This is a genomic window from Erythrobacter alti (genome assembly GCF_037996805.1).
Taxonomy (GTDB): Bacteria; Pseudomonadota; Alphaproteobacteria; order Sphingomonadales; family Sphingomonadaceae; genus Alteraurantiacibacter; species Alteraurantiacibacter alti.
Map to the genome: position 1 here is coordinate 333107 of NZ_JBBNAX010000005.1, position 17357 is coordinate 350463.

21 protein-coding genes are annotated in these 17357 nt (G+C 62.4%); 12 read left to right on the top strand and 9 right to left on the bottom strand.

Features of this window, described 5'->3' with window-relative positions; genetic code table 11:
* The first annotated feature begins 64 nt into the window (after positions 1-64).
* From aroA to AAC850_RS07065, 5 genes are all read left to right on the top strand, one after another.
* On the top strand, positions 65-1405 hold the full coding sequence (gene aroA / locus AAC850_RS07045; RefSeq protein ID WP_340587977.1) for a 3-phosphoshikimate 1-carboxyvinyltransferase: 1341 nt from the start codon (positions 65-67) through the stop codon (positions 1403-1405).
* A 38-nt stretch (positions 1406-1443) separates the two neighbouring features.
* Positions 1444-1896, top strand: coding sequence for a DUF411 domain-containing protein (locus AAC850_RS07050; RefSeq protein ID WP_340587978.1), 453 nt, complete (start codon positions 1444-1446; stop codon positions 1894-1896).
* A gap of 3 nt (positions 1897-1899) precedes the next feature.
* On the top strand, positions 1900-2178 hold the full coding sequence (locus tag AAC850_RS07055; RefSeq protein ID WP_340587979.1) for a CBU_0592 family membrane protein: 279 nt from the start codon (positions 1900-1902) through the stop codon (positions 2176-2178).
* Complete coding sequence (locus tag AAC850_RS07060) at positions 2175-2798, top strand: (d)CMP kinase (RefSeq protein WP_340587980.1); 624 nt, start codon at positions 2175-2177, stop codon at positions 2796-2798. The genes AAC850_RS07055 and AAC850_RS07060 overlap by 4 nt, the downstream gene beginning before the upstream one ends.
* Positions 2799-2863: 65 nt before the next feature.
* Positions 2864-3349, top strand: coding sequence for a DUF2165 family protein (locus tag AAC850_RS07065; protein WP_340587981.1), 486 nt, complete (start codon positions 2864-2866; stop codon positions 3347-3349).
* Between the two features lie 30 nt (positions 3350-3379).
* On the opposite strand, the gene AAC850_RS07070 is transcribed toward AAC850_RS07065, so the two are convergent.
* A complete protein-coding gene (locus AAC850_RS07070; protein ID WP_340587982.1) occupies positions 3380-3865 on the bottom strand; it encodes an Mpo1 family 2-hydroxy fatty acid dioxygenase in 486 nt (161 codons plus the stop codon).
* Between the two features lie 529 nt (positions 3866-4394).
* Here AAC850_RS07070 and rpsA point away from each other — a divergent pair.
* From rpsA to gloB, 3 genes are all read left to right on the top strand, one after another.
* The gene (gene rpsA / locus AAC850_RS07075; protein ID WP_340587983.1) at positions 4395-6227 is read left to right on the top strand and encodes a 30S ribosomal protein S1; all 1833 of its coding nucleotides are present in this window, start codon (positions 4395-4397) and stop codon (positions 6225-6227) included.
* A 90-nt stretch (positions 6228-6317) separates the two neighbouring features.
* On the top strand, positions 6318-6470 hold the full coding sequence (locus AAC850_RS07080) for a hypothetical protein (RefSeq protein WP_340587984.1): 153 nt from the start codon (positions 6318-6320) through the stop codon (positions 6468-6470).
* Entirely contained in the window at positions 6467-7240 is a 774-nt protein-coding gene (gloB, locus tag AAC850_RS07085) for a hydroxyacylglutathione hydrolase (protein ID WP_340587985.1), read from the top strand. Before AAC850_RS07080 ends, gloB begins: the two co-directional genes overlap by 4 nt.
* A gap of 74 nt (positions 7241-7314) precedes the next feature.
* On the opposite strand, the gene AAC850_RS07090 is transcribed toward gloB, so the two are convergent.
* The 8 genes from AAC850_RS07090 to AAC850_RS07125 form a co-directional block, all read right to left on the bottom strand.
* The gene (locus AAC850_RS07090; RefSeq protein ID WP_340587986.1) at positions 7315-7902 is read right to left on the bottom strand and encodes a F0F1 ATP synthase subunit B family protein; all 588 of its coding nucleotides are present in this window, start codon (positions 7900-7902) and stop codon (positions 7315-7317) included.
* Complete coding sequence (locus tag AAC850_RS07095) at positions 7895-8389, bottom strand: F0F1 ATP synthase subunit B family protein (RefSeq protein WP_340587987.1); 495 nt, start codon at positions 8387-8389, stop codon at positions 7895-7897. The genes AAC850_RS07090 and AAC850_RS07095 overlap by 8 nt, the downstream gene beginning before the upstream one ends.
* Before the next feature lie 76 nt (positions 8390-8465).
* The gene (locus tag AAC850_RS07100) at positions 8466-8690 is read right to left on the bottom strand and encodes a F0F1 ATP synthase subunit C (RefSeq protein WP_048885460.1); all 225 of its coding nucleotides are present in this window, start codon (positions 8688-8690) and stop codon (positions 8466-8468) included.
* Positions 8691-8738: 48 nt separating this feature from the next.
* The gene (locus AAC850_RS07105) at positions 8739-9530 is read right to left on the bottom strand and encodes a F0F1 ATP synthase subunit A (RefSeq protein ID WP_340587988.1); all 792 of its coding nucleotides are present in this window, start codon (positions 9528-9530) and stop codon (positions 8739-8741) included.
* Positions 9531-9553: 23 nt separating this feature from the next.
* A complete protein-coding gene (locus AAC850_RS07110) occupies positions 9554-9886 on the bottom strand; it encodes an AtpZ/AtpI family protein (RefSeq protein WP_340587990.1) in 333 nt (110 codons plus the stop codon).
* A gap of 141 nt (positions 9887-10027) precedes the next feature.
* Entirely contained in the window at positions 10028-10414 is a 387-nt protein-coding gene (locus AAC850_RS07115) for a YdbL family probable chaperone protein (RefSeq protein WP_340587991.1), read from the bottom strand.
* Positions 10415-10436: 22 nt separating this feature from the next.
* Positions 10437-10631, bottom strand: a complete 195-nt coding sequence (locus AAC850_RS07120; RefSeq protein WP_340587992.1) for a YnbE family lipoprotein — start codon at positions 10629-10631, stop codon at positions 10437-10439.
* 47 nt (positions 10632-10678) lie between these two features.
* Positions 10679-13933 carry an intermembrane phospholipid transport protein YdbH family protein gene (locus AAC850_RS07125; RefSeq protein ID WP_340587993.1) on the bottom strand — a complete coding sequence of 1085 codons (3255 nt, stop codon included), beginning with the start codon at positions 13931-13933 and terminating at the stop codon, positions 10679-10681.
* Positions 13934-14001: 68 nt separating this feature from the next.
* Here AAC850_RS07125 and radC point away from each other — a divergent pair, with 68 nt between their 5' ends.
* The 4 genes from radC (at position 14002) to pyrF (ending at position 17322) form a co-directional block, all read left to right on the top strand.
* Positions 14002-14709 carry a RadC family protein gene (gene radC, locus AAC850_RS07130; RefSeq protein WP_340587994.1) on the top strand — a complete coding sequence of 236 codons (708 nt, stop codon included), beginning with the start codon at positions 14002-14004 and terminating at the stop codon, positions 14707-14709.
* A 120-nt stretch (positions 14710-14829) separates the two neighbouring features.
* Positions 14830-16143, top strand: coding sequence for an adenylosuccinate lyase (gene purB, locus AAC850_RS07135; RefSeq protein ID WP_340587995.1), 1314 nt, complete (start codon positions 14830-14832; stop codon positions 16141-16143).
* 72 nt (positions 16144-16215) lie between these two features.
* Positions 16216-16638, top strand: a complete 423-nt coding sequence (locus AAC850_RS07140; RefSeq protein ID WP_340587996.1) for a LapA family protein — start codon at positions 16216-16218, stop codon at positions 16636-16638.
* A gap of 9 nt (positions 16639-16647) precedes the next feature.
* Positions 16648-17322 (top strand): orotidine-5'-phosphate decarboxylase, encoded by a 675-nt coding sequence (pyrF, locus tag AAC850_RS07145; protein WP_340587997.1) that lies wholly within the window; start codon positions 16648-16650, stop codon positions 17320-17322.
* Positions 17323-17357: the final 35 nt, after the last annotated feature.

Sequence of the window (17357 nt, forward strand, 5' to 3'; positions counted from 1 at the left end):
CCTTGCCATAGGGCCATCGCACTGTCAAAGCACCGCGCCAAGAAGCAGTGAGATAGTCAACCGCGTGAGCCATTCCAACCCGCCCTCCCCCAAACGTTTTTCTACCCGTGGACCGCTGACCGGCCGCATCGCCGTACCGGGCGACAAATCGATCAGCCACCGCTCGCTGATGCTGGGCGCGCTGGCTGTTGGCGAAACCCGCGTATCGGGCCTGCTGGAAGGCGAGGACGTGCTCGCGACCGCTGCTGCCATGCGGGCGATGGGCGCGACAATCGCTCGCGGGGATGACGGGACTTGGAGCATTCACGGCGTGGGCGTTGGAGGGTTGCTGCAACCCGCAAGCGCGCTCGACATGGGCAATAGCGGCACCAGCACGCGGCTGCTGATGGGCCTGGTGGCAAGCCATCCGATCAGCGCGGTGTTTACCGGTGATGCCAGCCTGTCCAAACGCCCGATGGGCCGGGTGATTACGCCGCTCAGCCAGATGGGCGCGAGTTTCGAGGCAAGCCCCGGCGGCACGCTCCCGCTCATGCTGCGCGGTATTTCGCCCGCCGTACCGATTACTTACCGCCTGCCTGTCGCCAGCGCACAGGTGAAGAGCGCCGTGCTGCTGGCGGGCCTCAACACGGCGGGGACTACCCGCGTGATCGAGCCCGTCCCCACCCGCGACCATTCCGAACGGATGCTGCGCGGGTTCGGCGCGAAGCTGGAGGTGGGCGATGAGAACGGCGAGCGGCTGATCGAAATTCACGGCGAGGCCGAGCTGCAACCGCAGACCATCACCGTGCCGGGCGATCCCTCCTCTGCAGCTTTCTTCACAGTCGCCGCGCTGCTGGTTCCGGGAAGCGATCTGCTGATTGCAAATGTCGGTCTCAATCCGACGCGCGCCGCGCTGTTCGATGTCTTGCGCGATATGGGCGGGAGCATCGAGGAACTCGACCGGCGCGAAGTCGGCGGCGAACCGGTCGCCGATTTGCGTGTTCGCCATTCGGTTCTGACCGGCGTGGAGGTCGACCCTGCCGTGGTACCCGCCATGGTCGATGAGTTCCCGATCCTCTTCGTTGCCGCTTCGCTGGCGCAAGGCACTACCACCACGCGCGGGCTGGAAGAGCTGCGCGTGAAGGAAAGCGACCGCCTTGCCGCCATGGCCGCGGCGCTCACGCTGGCGGGCGCGAAGGTGGAGGAATTCGGCGACGGACTGGTGATCGAGGGAACCGGCGGCGACCTGCTTCCCGGCACAGCGAATGACGTGGTCGTCACCACACATCTCGATCACCGCATTGCCATGAGCATGGCCGTTGCAGGCCTTGCCAGCGAGAACGGCGTGGAAGTGGACGATACGGCTCCTATTGCGACCAGCTTTCCGACATTCGAGGCATTGCTCGACAGCGCGGCGAACGGGTGACACAAGGCCAATCGATTACATCTTTCGGAGATTCTGAGATGACCCCCCGTTCCATCCGCCGCTTTCTCGCCCCCGCACTGCTGGCGCTCGCCGCCTGTTCGAACACCGTGCAGGCGACGACCTACACTATGTTCCGCGATCCCGATTGCGGCTGCTGCGAGGCCTGGGCAGATCATATACGCGCCGAAGCCGAGGCCGAAATCGTCGAGAACGAAACTGCCGACATTGCCGAGATCAAGACTGCACATGGCGTGCCGCAAGAACTGTGGAGCTGCCACACCATGATTGTCGATGGTTATGTCATCGAAGGCCATGTCCCCGCCGCGGATATTGCGCGATTGCTGGAGCAACGGCCCGAGGGCGTGCGCGGACTCGCTGTGCCGGGAATGCCAATCGGTTCACCGGGGATGGAGATGGACGGACGCACGCAGGCCTATCACGTCATCGCCTTCGGTGATACGTGGCAATCCGTATTCGCCAGCTACGAATAGGGCATGGACGCCTCGCTCGACATTTACAGCCTTATCGGTTTCGTGGGCACCGCCTGCATCATCGGGGCCTATTTCTACCTGACCGCGGTCGAGAAGCCGAACCCGTGGATATTGCACGGCACCAATCTCGCGGGCGCCGCCTTGCTGACGATCTCCTTGATCGTGCACACCAATCTTCCCAGCCTCGTGCTGGAAGGGTTCTGGGCCGCGATTGCCATCTGGGGATTGAGCAAGGCATGGCTTGCGCGGGGCCGAAGCGGTGAAAGGGAGCGCGAGGCATGATCATCGCCGTCGACGGACCCACGGCATCGGGCAAAGGGACGATTGCAAAGGCGCTCGCCGCGCATTTCGACTTGCCGCACCTCGACACGGGACTTCTCTACCGCGCCGTCGGCCGGCAGGTCGTGCTCAACGGCGGCAATCCTGATCGCAGCGAAGATGCGCTTGCCGCGACCGATTTTGCCGATGCCCTGCTCGCCGATCCCGAATTGCGCAATGAAGCGACCGGCAGCCTCGCAAGCCGCGTGTCCATCCACCCGCTCGTGCGCAAGGCGCTGTTCGATCGACAACGCGCGTTCGCCCTGCAGGAAGGCGGTGCGGTGCTCGACGGGCGCGATATCGGCACGGTCATTGCGCCCGATGCCGAAGCAAAGCTTTACGTAACCGCCAGCGTGGAAGTGCGCGCAAAGCGGCGTTGCACGGAAATGCAGGAGTCCGGGCGCGATGTCTCGCTCGAAGCCATGATGGATGATCTGGCCGCACGCGATGAACGCGATACCAACCGCGCCGACGCTCCGCTGATGGTCGCGCCCGATGCAATCCTCATCGACACCACCTCGCTGAACAAGGAGGCCGCAATCGCGGCTGCCATCGCAGCAGTCGAAAATGCGCTGCATGGCTGACAGGCGGCCCCTTTTCCTTTAGGCCCCGCTTCCGGGGTCGATGTATTTGGAATCGGGGGAACCGAATGTATCGTATTATCAAGATTTTGCTTGCGCTGAGCATCGCTGCCTGGGCGCTTTTCGGCGCGCTGGGAAATGTACTGGACTGGTCGGGCACGACCGGCGCCGTAACTGCAACAGCGTCCATGTCCACTTTTGAAGGTGGCGCCGACAACTGGCGCGCGATAACCAACCCTGCCGTCATAACGGTGGTGGCCATCATGATACCCGCCTTGAAATTCACAGCAGGAGTCTTTTGCATGCTCGGTGCGTGGCGGATGTGGAATGCGCGGAAGGCCGATCAGGCTGCATTCCAGCAGGCCAAGCAGGCAGCCCTTGCCGGTGCCGGTATCGCGGTAATCTTGCTGTTTGTCGGATGGATCGTGTTTGCCGAAACATGGTTCGAACTATGGCGGTCGGAACCCTGGCGCGAAGCTGCGCTTCAGTCAGCCTTCAGATATGCAGGCCTGATCGCCCTTATGTCGCTGATGATCGGCGCGCGCGACGATTAATCATCGCACAGGTTCGGAAGGCTGCGCGCTTCAGGCTGCGACCTCGACTTCGCGCTTGAGATCCTTGGCCAGCCCCATTGCCCACAGCGCTTCCGCCGTCACGAATAGCGGGCCGACCAGCAATCCGCGCAGATCGTCCACGAAGGCGGGTTTGCGGCCCTCGTAGTGGTGGCCGAGGAACTGGAAAGCCCAGCCCAGCACGAACAGCCCGATACCGCCGCCAATCCATGCAGCAGTCGAGATCGCGGCAATCTGCGCGCCGATTGCAACGAAGATCGCCAATAGCACGGTCATCAAGGTGCCCATCTTGAGATCGAGCCGGAGATACCACACCGCCGCCAGCGCGCTCAGCACGATGGCCGGGGTCAACGCAAATCCGCCCAGCGGCAGCGCCGGACGCGCGAGGAGCACTTCGACCGCCAGCACAATCATCGGAATACCCAGCGCATGGGTCAGCACATTGCGATGGTCGCGGTGGTATTCGCCGTATTTGGCGAGGTGTTGTGCAAGCGTCATCTCGGCATCCTCTTTTCCTGCGCGTCAGAGTGATGGCACCGGCTGTAAAGTCAAGCTCGAGAGCGCCTTTCCTACATTGCCGAACTCGGCCGATTGATCCGGCATGGTCGACAAGACAATCCGCCTGATCCGTACTAAAGCAAGCCCTTTCAGCAACCTCCGGATTTCCTCTCCCAGGACTGTGCTCCATGTGCTCCACATTACCGCGGCCCGGACAATCCTCCGCGCGGCTCAATTAGCTTGCTTTTCGGATAGGTTTCGCATAGGCGCGCCATCGTTCGACGGACAGACTACATGTTCGCGAATGGCAAGCCAGCATGGTCGGGTCTCCTACCGGGGCGCAATGACGCCCAAGCCTGTTGCTTTTGCCGTTCGTGCCATGCCTGCCCCGAGAACGCCTTTGCGGCACGAGGTCGCAAGGGCAGTTCGGCCTCTTGGCCCGCCCTTCGCAATCCCGCGAAATGGCGGAGAAAGACCCCGGGACATACCCGGCGGCCGGTCAAAACGTTTGATTAGGAATACAAACCACATGGCAACTAGCGCCAATCCGACCCGCGATGATTTCGCGGCAATGCTCGACGAACAGCTTGGTGGAGCCGACGGCGGCTTCGAAGGTCGCGTCGTCAAGGGCACCGTCACCGCCATCGAAAATGGCATGGCGATCATCGATGTCGGCCTCAAGTCCGAAGGCCGCGTCAACCTCAAGGAATTCGAACGCGGCGAAGGCGACCAGGACCTGGCCGTGGGCAGCGAAGTCGAGGTGTTCGTCGACCGTGTCGAGAACGCCGACGGCGAAGCCATGCTCAGCCGTGACCGCGCCCGCCGCGAAGCTGCCTGGGACAAGCTGGAAAGCGAATTTGGCGAAAGTGCCCGCGTCGAAGGCCGTATCTTCGGCCGCGTGAAGGGTGGCTTCACCGTCGATCTTGACGGCGCCGTGGCCTTCCTGCCCGGCTCGCAGGTCGATATCCGCCCCGTGCGCGATGTCACCCCGCTGATGGACATGCCGCAGCCCTTCCAGATCCTCAAGATGGATCGTCGCCGCGGCAACATCGTCGTCTCGCGCCGTGCCGTGCTTGAAGAAACCCGCGCCGAGCAGCGCAGCGAACTGATCGACAAGCTGGCCGAAGGCCAGGTCACCGATGGTGTCGTGAAGAACATCACCGATTACGGTGCCTTCGTCGACCTCGGCGGCATCGACGGCCTGCTGCATGTCACCGACATGAGCTACAAGCGCGTCAACCACCCCAGCGAAGTCATCGAGATCGGCCAGACCGTGACCGTGCAGATCATCCGCATCAATGCCGAAACGCAGCGAATCTCGCTCGGCATGAAGCAGCTGGAAAGCGATCCGTGGGAAGGCGTTGGCGCCAAGTACCCGGTTGGCATCAAGGTCACCGGCCAAGTTACCAACATCACCGAATATGGTGCATTCGTGGAATTGGAACCGGGCATCGAAGGCCTTGTCCACGTTTCCGAAATGAGCTGGACCAAGAAGAACGTCCACCCCGGCAAGATCGTCTCGACCTCGCAGGAAGTCGAAGTCATGGTCCTGGAAGTGGATGCCGACAAGCGCCGCATCAGCCTTGGCCTCAAGCAGGCCCAGCGCAATCCGTGGGAAGAGTTCGCCGAGAAGCACCCGGTTGGTGCTACGGTCGAGGGCGAAGTCAAGAATGCCACCGAATTCGGCCTGTTCATCGGTCTGCCCGGCGATGTGGACGGCATGGTTCACATGTCCGACATCGCATGGGGCATTTCGGGCGAAGACGCGCTGGCGCTGCACCGCAAGGGTGAAGAAGTCCAGGCCGTCGTGCTCGACATCGACGTCGAAAAGGAACGTATCAGCCTCGGCATGAAGCAGCTTGAAAAGGGTGCTCCTGCAGAAGGCGGCGTCGGCGACAGCCTGCGTCGTGGCGAAGTCGTTACCGTTACCGTGCTCGAAGTTCGCGATGGCGGCCTCGAAGTGCAGGTTGGCGACGATGGCGCGACCGGCTTCATCAAGCGTTCGGACCTTGGTCGTGATCGTGACGAACAGCGTCCCGACCGCTTCCAGACCGGCCAGAAGATCGACGCCATGGTCACCGGCTTCGACCGTTCGAAGAAGCCCAACTTCTCCATCAAGGCGCACCAGATCGCCGAAGAGAAGGAAGCTGTGGCACAGTTCGGTTCGGCCGACTCCGGTGCATCGCTGGGTGACATCCTCGGCGCTGCGCTGAAGAAGGACGAGAAAGCCGACAAGGCTGAGAAAGCCGAAAAGCCTGCGAAAGCCAAGAAGGCAGACAAAGCTGAGAAGGCTGACGACGCCGACATGGCTGAAGACGCTGACAAGGCTGAAGACGCCGACAAGGCCGACGACGCGGAATAATCCTCCCGTCGAATAGACTTCGGAAAGGCCCGCCCACTCGCCAGAGTGAGCGGGCCTTTCCTACATCTGCCAAGCGTGTAAACTTGCGCGATGGCCGAGCTTGCCGAAATCGAACATGCCGCCCGTCAGCGACGGAGCAGACCGCCCTGCGACCTGATCGCTATTCTCGCGTCATTGAAGCTGAAGCTGTCGGCCGCTCCCAACCGGTTCCCTACCAAGGCTGAAGGCAAACTGTTCTCATGAGCACCACCCTCGAAATCCATCAGTTCCCGTGCCTGCAGGACAATTACGGCTTTCTGGTCCACGACCCCGAAAGCGCGGAAACAGTCTGCATCGACACGCCAGATGCTGCAGAGTACCTCGCCCAGGCTGAACGACGCGGCTGGAAAATTAGCCAGATCTGGAACACCCATTGGCATCCCGATCACGCTGGCGGCAACGACGCTATCCGGGAGGCGACCGGATGCACGATTACCGGACCGCAGGCAGAGGCTGACAAGATCGGCTACCTTGATCGCGGTGTGCATGATGGCGACGAGGTCACGCTGGGACAGCACACTGCACAGGTCCTTGACGTGGGCGGCCATACGAGCGGACACATCGCCTACAATCTAAGCGGGGCGAAGATAGCATTCGTTGGCGACGCTTTGTTCGCGCTGGGCTGCGGCAGGATGTTCGAGGGCACGCCCGAGCAGTTCTGGGCGAGCCTGTCCAAGCTTCGCAATTTGCCTGACAACACCGTGATGTATTGCGCGCATGAGTATACGCAGGCCAACGCCGCCTTTGCGCGCCATGCCGATCCCGCAAATCAAGCGCTTTGCGAATATGCCGATTGGGTCGATCAAAGGCGCAAAGAAGGAACTCCCACGGTTCCCTTCGGCCTTGGGCGCGAGTTGGGCACCAATCCCTTCCTGCGCGCCGACCACCCCGATATGATGGCCCGCTGGGGCGGTAGCGAGCCGCACGAGACCTTTGCCGCGCTGCGAGCGGCCAAGGATGCCTTCAAAGGGTAGAACTGAGGGCCGACAAAAAAGCGCGCCAGACCGGGTGGCCTAGCGCGCTTTTAAAGTGGTCAGGTTCGTCGACCTTAAAGCTGGGCGATAACCTCATCCGCCAGCGCCTTGTCGGCAGCGGCATCGTGGTTCTTGGCGATCAGCTGTGCGGCCGCGGCAGTCGAGGCATCGGCGGCCTTGGCCCGCAGCTCATCGACAGCATGGCGTTCGGCAGCGGCGATCTTGTCCTGCGCCATGCGTTCGCGTCGGGCGATCATCGCGGCGGTATCTTCCTTGGCCTTGGCGACAATGCCTTCAGCCTCGCGGCGCGCGTTTTCGAGCATCGCCTCGGCGTCCTTCTCCGCCCCGGAGATCTTGGCGGCGTATTCCTCGCGCAGCGCCTCGGCCTCGGCACGAAGCTTCTTCGCCTCGTCCAGATTATCGCGGATAGCCTTGATCTTGTTGTCGAGACCGCCGCCGATCAGCTTGTGCACTTTCGCACCGGCGAAGGCGATCAGCAGCAGCGTTGCCATTGCGATCGACACCCACTGGAACGGCGCGAGGCCGAGCAGTTCGGGCTCGTTGTGGACGCCGGCCTGGCCGGGTTCGACCTCGACCATGGTCTGCGCAGCATCGGTGGCAAAAACCTCCGGAAGGTCGCTCTGCACCTCGGGATTAGCCATTGGTCATAGCCTCCTTGACGGCGGACTTGGCGGCCGTGGCGGTTACGCTGACATTGGCAAGGCGGGCAGCGATATCCTGCGCCGCTTCGGCCGCGACATCCTCGATCTCGGCGGCAGCCTTGGCGCGGCTTGCGGCAATGCGAGCCTCCGCCTCTTCCAGCTGCGTGTCGATACCGGCCTGAACCTTGGCGAGCTTTGCCTCGGTCGATGCCTGCGATTTCGCCTTGGCGGTGTTGACCAGCTCCTGCGCAGCCTCGCGGTTGGCATTCTCGCGAACACGCCATGCTTCTTCCGCCTCATCGGCAGCGTCGCGGGCAGCTTGGGCGGCCGCCAGATCGCTGGCGATCTGCGAATCGCGCAGGCCCACGGTCTCCGTCACCTTGGGGACCATGCCCCTACCGACGACGACATAGACAAGTCCGAAGATCACCAGCAGCCAGAACAGCTGGCTGGACCAGATCTCGGACATTTGGGCTATCTGAGGCATGGACGGATTCCGTCTGTAAGCGAAAGGTCAAAAGTCAAAACCGGCCGGACGCACATCGCCCGACCGGCGAATAACGTCAGACGAAGAGGATGATCATCGCCACGACGAAGGCCAGCAGGCCGAGAAGTTCGGCAGCGGCGAAGCCGATGAACAGGCGACCCTGCTGGCCGTCTGCGGCACCCGGGTTGCGCAATGCGCTTTCGAGGAACGAGCCGAACACGTTACCCACACCCAGTGCAGCCATACCGGCACCGATTGCAGCGAGACCGGCACCAACCATCTTGGCAGCTTCGAGATCCATGAGATAATCCTTTCAAGTGAACTTTAAATACGTTGGCAAAATAGCGACTTAGTGCAGGTTCTCGGCATCGTTGATGTAGAGCGATGCGAGAAGTGCAAAAACATAGGCCTGGATACCCGCGACCAGGATTTCGAGCGCGCAGATGGCAACCATCAGCAGGAAGCTGGGCACGCCAACGAGCAGGCCGAAGCCGGCACCGGCATTCCACCCGTCGATGACGAAGCTGGAAAGCACTTCGAGCAGCACGTGACCGGCCATCATCGCAACGAACAGTCGCAGGCCGAGGCTGAAGGGGCGGAACAGGAATGAAATGAATTCAATCGGCGCAATCACCAGCACCATCGGCAGCGGCGTGCCTGCGGGCACGAACAGGCTGAAGAAGTGCAGGCCGTGCTTCCAGAAGCCGACGATCAGCACGATGGCAAAGCTCATGATGGCGAGCACGCCGGTTACGGTGAAGTGGCTGGTGAAGGTGAACGGGTGCAGGCCCACCAGACCCAGCGGCATCAGGCCGAGCAGGTTGGCGAACAGGATGAACATGAAGAGGCTGAAAATGTAGGGCACATACTTGCGCCCGGCTTCGCCGATATTGGCGTCGAGCATGTCTTCGATGAACCCCGTGAAGGTTTCCACCGTCATCTGCCAGCGGCCGGGAACCAGCTCCCGCTTCATCCCGCCGAGCATGAAAATGAACAGCACTACAGCGGTGATCGCCATCCACAGGGCGGAGTTGGTGAAGGCAATGTTATAGCCCGCAATGTTCCACGTTTCGCCGAGCAGTGGCTCGACGGTGAACTGGTACATCGGGTCGACCTTTGCCGTTTCGGCTTCGCCTGCCACGTCTCTTGCTTCCCTTGCGCTTCTTAGCTGTCGCGGTTCGGAGTGGAACCGCTGGAGGAACTACGAATGATATTCCTGAAGGCCACAACTATCCCGAGGAACAGTCCAACCAGCAGGGCCCAGGGGTTCAGGTCGAAGAACCAACCGATGGTCCATCCGACAACCAAACCGCCGAAAATCCCACCGAGCAGATCAGCAAGGGCGCGGCTGCCAGCCTTGTCGCTGGCACCTGCACCCTTGATCCGTGGTTCGTTACGCTGTTCTTCCCGCTCGCGTGCAGCTTTAAGCCGCTCCTCGAGCGCGTCGATCCGCGCATCTTCACCGATGGGTTCCCGTTCGGGCTTATCGTCGCTCATGTCGGTCGCCTTTAAGACAAGGTTTTGACAAGCGCAACGAAGTGCCCGCCGAAGGCGCCGCCCCCTTAGAAGGGGGGTCTCTGCGAGTCAACCGGGGTAAGGGTGGAAAAGGACCCTAAGTCAGCAAAATTGGCAGTCGTCCTAAGGACAACGCGGATCGCGTTGCGCGGGGCCGGAGCCGCGTTGCACCCAGCTTCCGCCGGGAGCCTGGTACATCTCGCCCGCGGTGGTGCGCGAAATGGCGAGGCAGCCAGCGGTGAAGGCGTATTCTTCCAACGTGGCGTTTTCGGCCTGTGCGCGCTCCGCGTATACGGCGCGGCGGCGGATGTTAATGTCGTCGACCACACGCTGCAATTCGGGTGTCGCAGCACCGACAATGCCGAGATAGCCGTCCATCTTTTCACCTACCTGGCCATTGGCACGGGCGGCGGCATAGGCGGGGTCGCGCTGCGCCAATGCAGGCGCGGCGACGAGGCCGACGGCCAGCGCGGCTCCTACGGCGGTCAGCAAATTCTTGCGCAATGTCATTCGTTTAACTCCGGGTTGCCGCTCAGAAAATGTCGGCATTCTCTTCAATCGTGTTCTCGGCATCATCTGCCAGTCGATAAATCACTTCCTGCGTGATGTTGATGTTAAGCTCGATCACGATCGGCTCGTCGGGCGCTTCGACATTGATGCACCCGGCGAGCACGCTTGCGCCCGCCATCGCTATCACCGCGCCTATTGTTCGCGTTGCCCCGCTCATTCGGGGAGTATGCGCGCTCCAGGCACAATTCGTCAATTTCTCAGGTTTCATAGCTCTGGCTCACTTTCGGGAGGCTGAATATCGGGTTCGCTGGCGTTCAGCGATTCGAGCAGTTCGCGTTCGGCTTCTTCGGCTGCGGCATCATCCATCGCGTCCACGGTTTCTTGATTTACCCGCTCGCGCAGGCGCGCGCCGTCACGCGTCAGCAGGCCGAGATCGCGCGGATCGCGCAGCGCCGCCGGATCGTACATTGCGCGCAGCGAAGTGATCAGTTGATAGAAGGGCGCACGGATGTTGATGCGCAGGTCGATCGGAATCTGCGCCACTGCGCGGGTGACGATATTGCTCTCCGCCGTCTCACCCTGACCGATGCCGGTAAAGCGCACGCGTGTGACCAGTTCGCCCGTCAGCGGACCGTCCATGTCGATTTCCATCGCGTCATATCGCAGGTCGCGCAGCGCGGCGAAGGCGTAGTTGGCGAAGAAAGACATGTCCTCATAGGTCAGGTCGCCGACGTATGAGATATGTCCGCCGGGCGGGCGCGAATTGAGGAAACCGCCAACGAGCCGGCCATTGCCGTCCGCATCGAACACGATGGGGATCGTACCGTCGAACGTGCCGCTGGCGGCAAGATTGTTCAGCTCCATCCGCTCGATAAACCGCGCCGCTTGAAGCCCCTCTATATCGAGGATATAGGTCCGGCTCTCCGCGACGCCGATGTTGATATCGACCGACCGCAGGGTGAGTGTGCCGCCCATGAAGGGCCAGCTTCCCCCGGTGACGCCCAGCAATTCGCCATCGACGAGCTGGAAGCCCACTTCGCCATCATTGACCTCGATACCCGGATTAATGCTGGCGACCCGGATGCGCTGGTCGGGTGCGGTTGTCAGACCGAGCAGGTCGGTGAACACCACTGTGCCGCTTGCACCCCTCACCGGCCCGAAGGCCGCAGCAAGGTCGAGCGAATCGCTGGAAAACTCGCCGCTGCTGCGGACCCCGTCCTCGTCCCAGGTGATGCGGCCCTGCCCCGTCACCGTGCCCCTGACATTGGCAACAACACCGAGAGCGAGGCGCGACAGGTCGAGCGGCTGGAAGCCCGGTTCGAAGGTCAGCCCGGCAATGTCGAGATCGGCGCTGCCGCTGCTGGTGGAAAGATCGTGAGTGATTGTCACGTCGGACACGAGCCGCCCGGTGCCCGGATGGCGGAGCGCAGCTTCGGCGGTGATCAGATTGTCGAACAGCATCAGACTCGCGCCTTCTGCCATGAGCGGCTCGAACCGGTCGGCCTGCTCGCGGTCTTCGAGCACGAAGCTGGCATCGTTGAGCACCAGCCGGTCGTCCTGATAGCGCCAGTCACCACTCGCGCCGAGCACATCGAGCGGGACCGAAGCGAGGAACACGTCTGCCCCGGCGAAGTCGCCGCCGATATTCTCTGCCGAAAGGTCTGCGCGCAGATCGGTGATAGTGAAGCGCTGGGCGCCGTCTGCCGGACCAAGCGATACGTCGAGGTCACGCGCTACGAGCGATCCGGGATAGGCGAACCCGATCGGTCCGCTGCGTAGGCGCAGGGGAGTCTCAGCGAATTCACCCGCAAGGTTGAGCGAGGTAGCGCCCGCCGCCAGTCGCAGCCCATCAGAGCCGTACCGCAGGATCGAGCGGCCCGATGGCGGGCACAGCGTCAGCGATTGGCGGCCCAGTCTCAAATTGGAAAGTTCGAGCCGGTCGAAAGCGATATTCCGGCAACCGCTCCACAACGCCAGCGTTCCATTCGCATCGATGGTGCCATCAATCGGGACAACAAGGCCTTGCGCAAAGCCTCCAGGCAAGGGTCCGCTGGCAAGCACCCTGCCCTCCAGCGCCAGCCGCCCGCCCCTGCCTTGCAGGATCGAAAGCTGCGGCACGGCAAGGCGCGCATTGCCCGCGGCATATTCGCGCATGGCCAGCCGCAGTTCGAGAGCGCCATTGCTGCCCTGCTCCATTCGGCCGGTGATTTGCGGCAGGCCCGCCCCGCCGCTCGCCAGATTGCCCGAGAAGCGCGGCAACCCCTCGCCGCCGAATGCGAATCGTGCGCGCGATAGCGCCAGCAAGGTTGCACCATCACCCCCGCGCAGGCGCGCTTCAGGCACGGTCACGCTGCTCAGTTCGCCCAACATTCGCGCGTCAAAGGATGCCGCCAGCGTGCTGCCACGCAAGGCGCGGGTCAGATTGCTGCGGAACTTGTCGAGCAGGGGCGCGGCCAGTGTGCCCTGCGATGCGGCGGCTGCGGAAGCTAGCTGCGCCTGAATGTCTTCGCCAAGAACGAGGTTCGAACCCGCAACATCGCCTTCGACCTCGATTCGCGCGAATTGCTCGGCAGTGCGCAGCCTGCCTTCCAGCGCGAGCTCTGCGGTGCTGGCGAAGGGCGTCGAAACACGACTGGCGGCGACATCGTAAAGTGCATTGAGATTGCCGTCGCGCCAGGTGAAGCGCCCGTCACCGCTCAGCCCGCCCATGCGCATGTCAGCCAAGGTGCCGCGCCCGGTCGTGACGCTGTACGAACCCTCCAGATCGACCAGGTTACGCTCGACTTCCGTGTCGATCTGCAATGTGGCATCGGCAAGCGACAGGTCCTGATTGGGACAAGCGAGGCTGGCAAAACGTACGGGGCCGACAAAGCGGGGCCGTTCGGCGTCGATCGAAATTGCACCATAAAGCGTCGGCGTGTCGAGCGTGCATTGCGGCAGTGTCAATTCCTGCGCGACAGCCGCCAGCTCTGCACGGAATCCGCCGCGCATATGACCGCCTCCGGCCAGTTTCAGCCCGACGCGGCCAAAGTCGGTTTCGATCAACCCTCGTCCGTCCTCGATGACCAGTACCGCATCGGGGAATTCGAACGGCTCGCCATCATCCTCGCCAAACAGCAGCGGGTCGAGATCGCCGAAGCTCAGCGTGCCGTCGCGATAGCTGCCATAAATGCGCGGACGCACCACAACGATGCTGGTGAGGTCGGGCAGGCCAAGGCGCGGGGTGATACCTATGACCAGTCGTTCTACCGTGAGGTCAGGTCTTTCGGGGTCGCCAATTACCAGGTCAGTGATCACCTGCCGCGTGGGCGAGATATCGTCGACCGTATAGGTGGCGCGAATATTGTTATCGGCAAATGTGTCGGCGATCAGGGTGTCGGCGATTTCCCTGCGCTGGAGCCAGGCAATCACCAGGGCAAGCAGCAAAACGCCCACGAAAATGCGCGTTGCATTTCGCAGCCAGCGGCGCTTTCGGCCCCGGGGAATCGTGGCCCCTTCGTTCTCGGCTATCTGCGCCATTCCACTGCAAGTCTTGCGCGAGGCGCGCGGCAAAGGCAATGCAATCTGTGCAAGGGGATGGAGCCGAGATGGCGCAAGGTGCAGAAAATCCGCCGAAATCCGGGCCAGCAGGCGCTGCGGGCCACCGTGCACGCCTGCGCGAACGCTTGCTTGGCGGCGGAGCGGAAGCGCTGGCCGACTATGAGGTGCTCGAATATCTGCTGTTCGGCGCGCTGGCCCGCGGCGACACCAAGCCCGCAGCCAAGGCATTGCTCTCGCGATTCGGTACGCTGGCAGGCGTGCTGAATGCAGATGCCGGTGCGCTCAAACAGGTGAAGGGCGTGTCCGACGCCAGCGTCGGCCAGATCAAGATCGCCGCGCTGGTCGCCCGCCGCATGGCGCGCAGCGAAGTGGCGGACAAGCCGGTGCTGGGAAGCTGGCAGGCGCTGCTCGATTACCTCGCCATAGACATGGCCCACCTCACCATCGAGCGCGTACGTGTGCTTTATCTGAACGCCAAGAACCGCCTGCTGCTCGATCACCATGTGGGGGATGGCACGGTTGACGAGGCCGCAATCCACCCGCGTGAAGTCATCAAGCGCGGGCTCGACTGCGGTGCTTCGGCACTGATCCTCGTCCACAACCACCCCAGCGGCAATCCCGAGCCCAGCCGCGCCGACATCCGCATCACGCAGGCCATTGCGGAAGCCGGGCGCCCGCTTGGCCTCACCGTGCATGACCATGTGATCGTCGGCAGCGAAGGGCACGTCTCGCTGCGCGCGAAGGGCGTGATCTAACGCGCACGGCCGCGAATCGCGCCCGCCTGTCCCCATCGCGATCCACCCGCCCCTTGCCAAGCTGCGATCAAGGCAATAGCCGCGCAGCCGAACCCAACCTGCCAAATTCCGGAGTCTTCGATGGTCCCCCGTTACGCCCGCCCTGCCATGACCGCGATCTGGGAGCCTGAGTCCAAATACGAAATCTGGTTCCTGATCGAAGCCCATGCGACCCAAAAGCTCGCCGATCTGGGCGTGGTGCCCGAAAGCGGGGCAAAGGCGCTGTGGGACTGGTGGAAGACTGATCCGGGCATCGACGTTGCCGCAATCGACGCAAAGGAGGCCGTCCTCAAACACGACGTGATCGCCTTCCTCGACTGGGTTGCCGAGCAGGTCGGCCCCGAAGCTCGCTTCATGCACCAGGGCATGACCAGTTCGGACGTACTCGACACCACTCTGGCAGTGCAGCTTACCCGCGCAACCGATCTTCTGCTGGAAGACATGGACGCGCTGCTCGCTGCTATCGAGCGCCGCGCGCAAGAACATAAGTATGCTGCCACCATCGGGCGCAGCCACGGCATCCACGCCGAGCCGACGACCTTCGGCCTAAAGCTGGCGCAGGCCTATGCCGAGTTCGACCGCTGCCGCACCCGCCTCGTCGCTGCACGCGCCGAAATCGCAACTTGCGCCATCTCAGGCGCAGTGGGCACTTTCGCCAATATCGATCCGAGCGTCGAAGAATATGTCGCAGAGCAGCTTGGCCTGACGGTCGAGCCGGTCAGCACGCAAGTCATCCCGCGTGACCGCCACGCCGCTTATTTCGCCACGCTCGCGGTGATCGCCAGCTCGATCGAGCGACTCGCAGTCGAAGTGCGCCACCTGCAGCGCACCGAAGTTCTCGAAGCCGAGGAGTATTTCTCCCCCGGCCAGAAGGGTTCGAGTGCAATGCCGCACAAGCGCAACCCGATCCTGACCGAGAACCTTACCGGACAGGCCCGCATGATTCGTTCCTATGCCCTGCCCGCGATGGAAAACGTGGCGCTGTGGCACGAGCGCGATATCTCGCATTCTTCAGTCGAGCGCTTCATCGGTCCCGATGCGACGATTACGCTAGACTTCGCACTCGCCCGCCTCACCGGCGTGGTCGACAAGCTGCTGGTCTATCCCGACCGGATGCAGAAGAACCTCGACCGAATGGGCGGCCTTGTCCATTCGCAGCGCGTGCTTCTTGCACTCACGCAAGCGGGCATCACCCGCGACAATGCCTATCGCCTCGTCCAGCGCAACGCGATGAAAGTGTGGGAATCGGACGGACAGATGTCCCTGCTCGACCTGCTCAAGGCGGACGAGGAAGTGGCCGCCGCGATGAGCGAGGCGGAGCTGGAGGACAAGTTCAACCTCGACTACCACTTCAAGCACGTCGACACGATCTTCGCACGTGTATTCGGCGAATAGCGAGAGCCCTTTCCAAGCCGCTTTCAACGGCCTAGCATCGTCGCCAACAGGGAATTGAGAGGAAAGTCTCACATGCAAATCGTTCGCACCGTAATCTGGGTTCTGCTGCTGGTAGGCCTGTTGCTGTTCTCGATTGCCAACTGGGATCCGACGGTCACCGTGCGCATCTGGGAAGATATCGTGGTCGACACGAAAATTCCCGCCATCGTGATCGTTTCCTTCGCCATCGGATTCCTGCCCATGTGGCTCTACCACCGCGCAAGCAAGTGGCGGATGCAGCGCAAGATCGGCAGCCTAGAAACCGCAGCCCGCACCGCCGCCGCGACGCCGGTTGCCACGCAGGTTCCCGAAGCGGACGCCGAAGATGCCACTGTTCAGACCAATGCGCCTGCGGTGACGACGACGGCTGGCGACGAGACGATCGATACCGACATGACCGAAAACGAATTGTCGCCGGATGCCAACCCCGGCTCGCTCCGTACTTCGGACGAATAGGGTCACCTCGTGAGCAATCCGGTCTTTCTTGCGCTTGATCTCCCGCAGCTCGAAGCGGCCAAGGCGCTGTGCCAGAAGGTAAAGGGCCATATCGGCGGCGTGAAGCTGGGGCTGGAATTTTTTTGCGCCCACGGCCACCACGGCGTGCACGAGATCGCCCATCTGGGACTGCCGGTCTTTCTCGACCTGAAACTGCACGACATTCCCAACACCGTCGCCGGCGCAATGCAATCGATCCACGTGCTCGAACCCGCCATTGTCACCATCCACGCCAGCGGCGGACGGGCGATGATGGAAGACGCAAAGGCGGCCGCGGGCGAGAATTGCAAGGTCGTCGCGGTAACGATGCTCACCAGCCTCGACGAGCGTGATCTCGAACGCACCGGTGTTGGCGGTACGCCGCACGATCACGTGATGCGGCTGGCCGATCTGGCGCATGACGCGGGACTGGACGGCATCGTTTGCTCAGGTCAAGAAATCAAAGCGGTGCATGACCGCTGGAAAGACGGATATTTCGTCGTCCCCGGCCTGCGTCCCGGCGGCAAGGCAACCGCCGACCAGAAGCGCGTCGTCACCCCGCGCCAGGCACGCGACGACGGGGCCAGCTGCCTCGTGATCGGTCGGCCCATCAGCCGCGCGGAAGACCCGTTGATGGCAGCGCGCGAGATCGAGGGAACGCTTTAGGGCTCCGCCCACTTCCCCTGCCTTGTCGAATCTCC

Coding starts and splice junctions, on each gene's coding strand:
- radC (WP_340587994.1), top strand. CDS start 14,002: ATGGCGCAAGGTGCAGAAAATCCGCCGAAATCCGGGCCAGCAGGCGCT.
- AAC850_RS07090 (WP_340587986.1), bottom strand. CDS start 7,902: ATGGCTAATCCCGAGGTGCAGAGCGACCTTCCGGAGGTTTTTGCCACC.
- AAC850_RS07120 (WP_340587992.1), bottom strand. CDS start 10,631: ATGAGCGGGGCAACGCGAACAATAGGCGCGGTGATAGCGATGGCGGGC.
- AAC850_RS07110 (WP_340587990.1), bottom strand. CDS start 9,886: ATGAGCGACGATAAGCCCGAACGGGAACCCATCGGTGAAGATGCGCGG.
- AAC850_RS07070 (WP_340587982.1), bottom strand. CDS start 3,865: ATGACGCTTGCACAACACCTCGCCAAATACGGCGAATACCACCGCGAC.
- AAC850_RS07095 (WP_340587987.1), bottom strand. CDS start 8,389: ATGCCTCAGATAGCCCAAATGTCCGAGATCTGGTCCAGCCAGCTGTTC.
- AAC850_RS07065 (WP_340587981.1), top strand. CDS start 2,864: ATGTATCGTATTATCAAGATTTTGCTTGCGCTGAGCATCGCTGCCTGG.
- AAC850_RS07050 (WP_340587978.1), top strand. CDS start 1,444: ATGACCCCCCGTTCCATCCGCCGCTTTCTCGCCCCCGCACTGCTGGCG.
- AAC850_RS07140 (WP_340587996.1), top strand. CDS start 16,216: ATGCAAATCGTTCGCACCGTAATCTGGGTTCTGCTGCTGGTAGGCCTG.
- AAC850_RS07080 (WP_340587984.1), top strand. CDS start 6,318: ATGGCCGAGCTTGCCGAAATCGAACATGCCGCCCGTCAGCGACGGAGC.
- rpsA (WP_340587983.1), top strand. CDS start 4,395: ATGGCAACTAGCGCCAATCCGACCCGCGATGATTTCGCGGCAATGCTC.
- purB (WP_340587995.1), top strand. CDS start 14,830: ATGGTCCCCCGTTACGCCCGCCCTGCCATGACCGCGATCTGGGAGCCT.
- AAC850_RS07100 (WP_048885460.1), bottom strand. CDS start 8,690: ATGGATCTCGAAGCTGCCAAGATGGTTGGTGCCGGTCTCGCTGCAATC.
- AAC850_RS07115 (WP_340587991.1), bottom strand. CDS start 10,414: ATGACATTGCGCAAGAATTTGCTGACCGCCGTAGGAGCCGCGCTGGCC.
- AAC850_RS07125 (WP_340587993.1), bottom strand. CDS start 13,933: ATGGCGCAGATAGCCGAGAACGAAGGGGCCACGATTCCCCGGGGCCGA.
- gloB (WP_340587985.1), top strand. CDS start 6,467: ATGAGCACCACCCTCGAAATCCATCAGTTCCCGTGCCTGCAGGACAAT.
- AAC850_RS07060 (WP_340587980.1), top strand. CDS start 2,175: ATGATCATCGCCGTCGACGGACCCACGGCATCGGGCAAAGGGACGATT.
- AAC850_RS07055 (WP_340587979.1), top strand. CDS start 1,900: ATGGACGCCTCGCTCGACATTTACAGCCTTATCGGTTTCGTGGGCACC.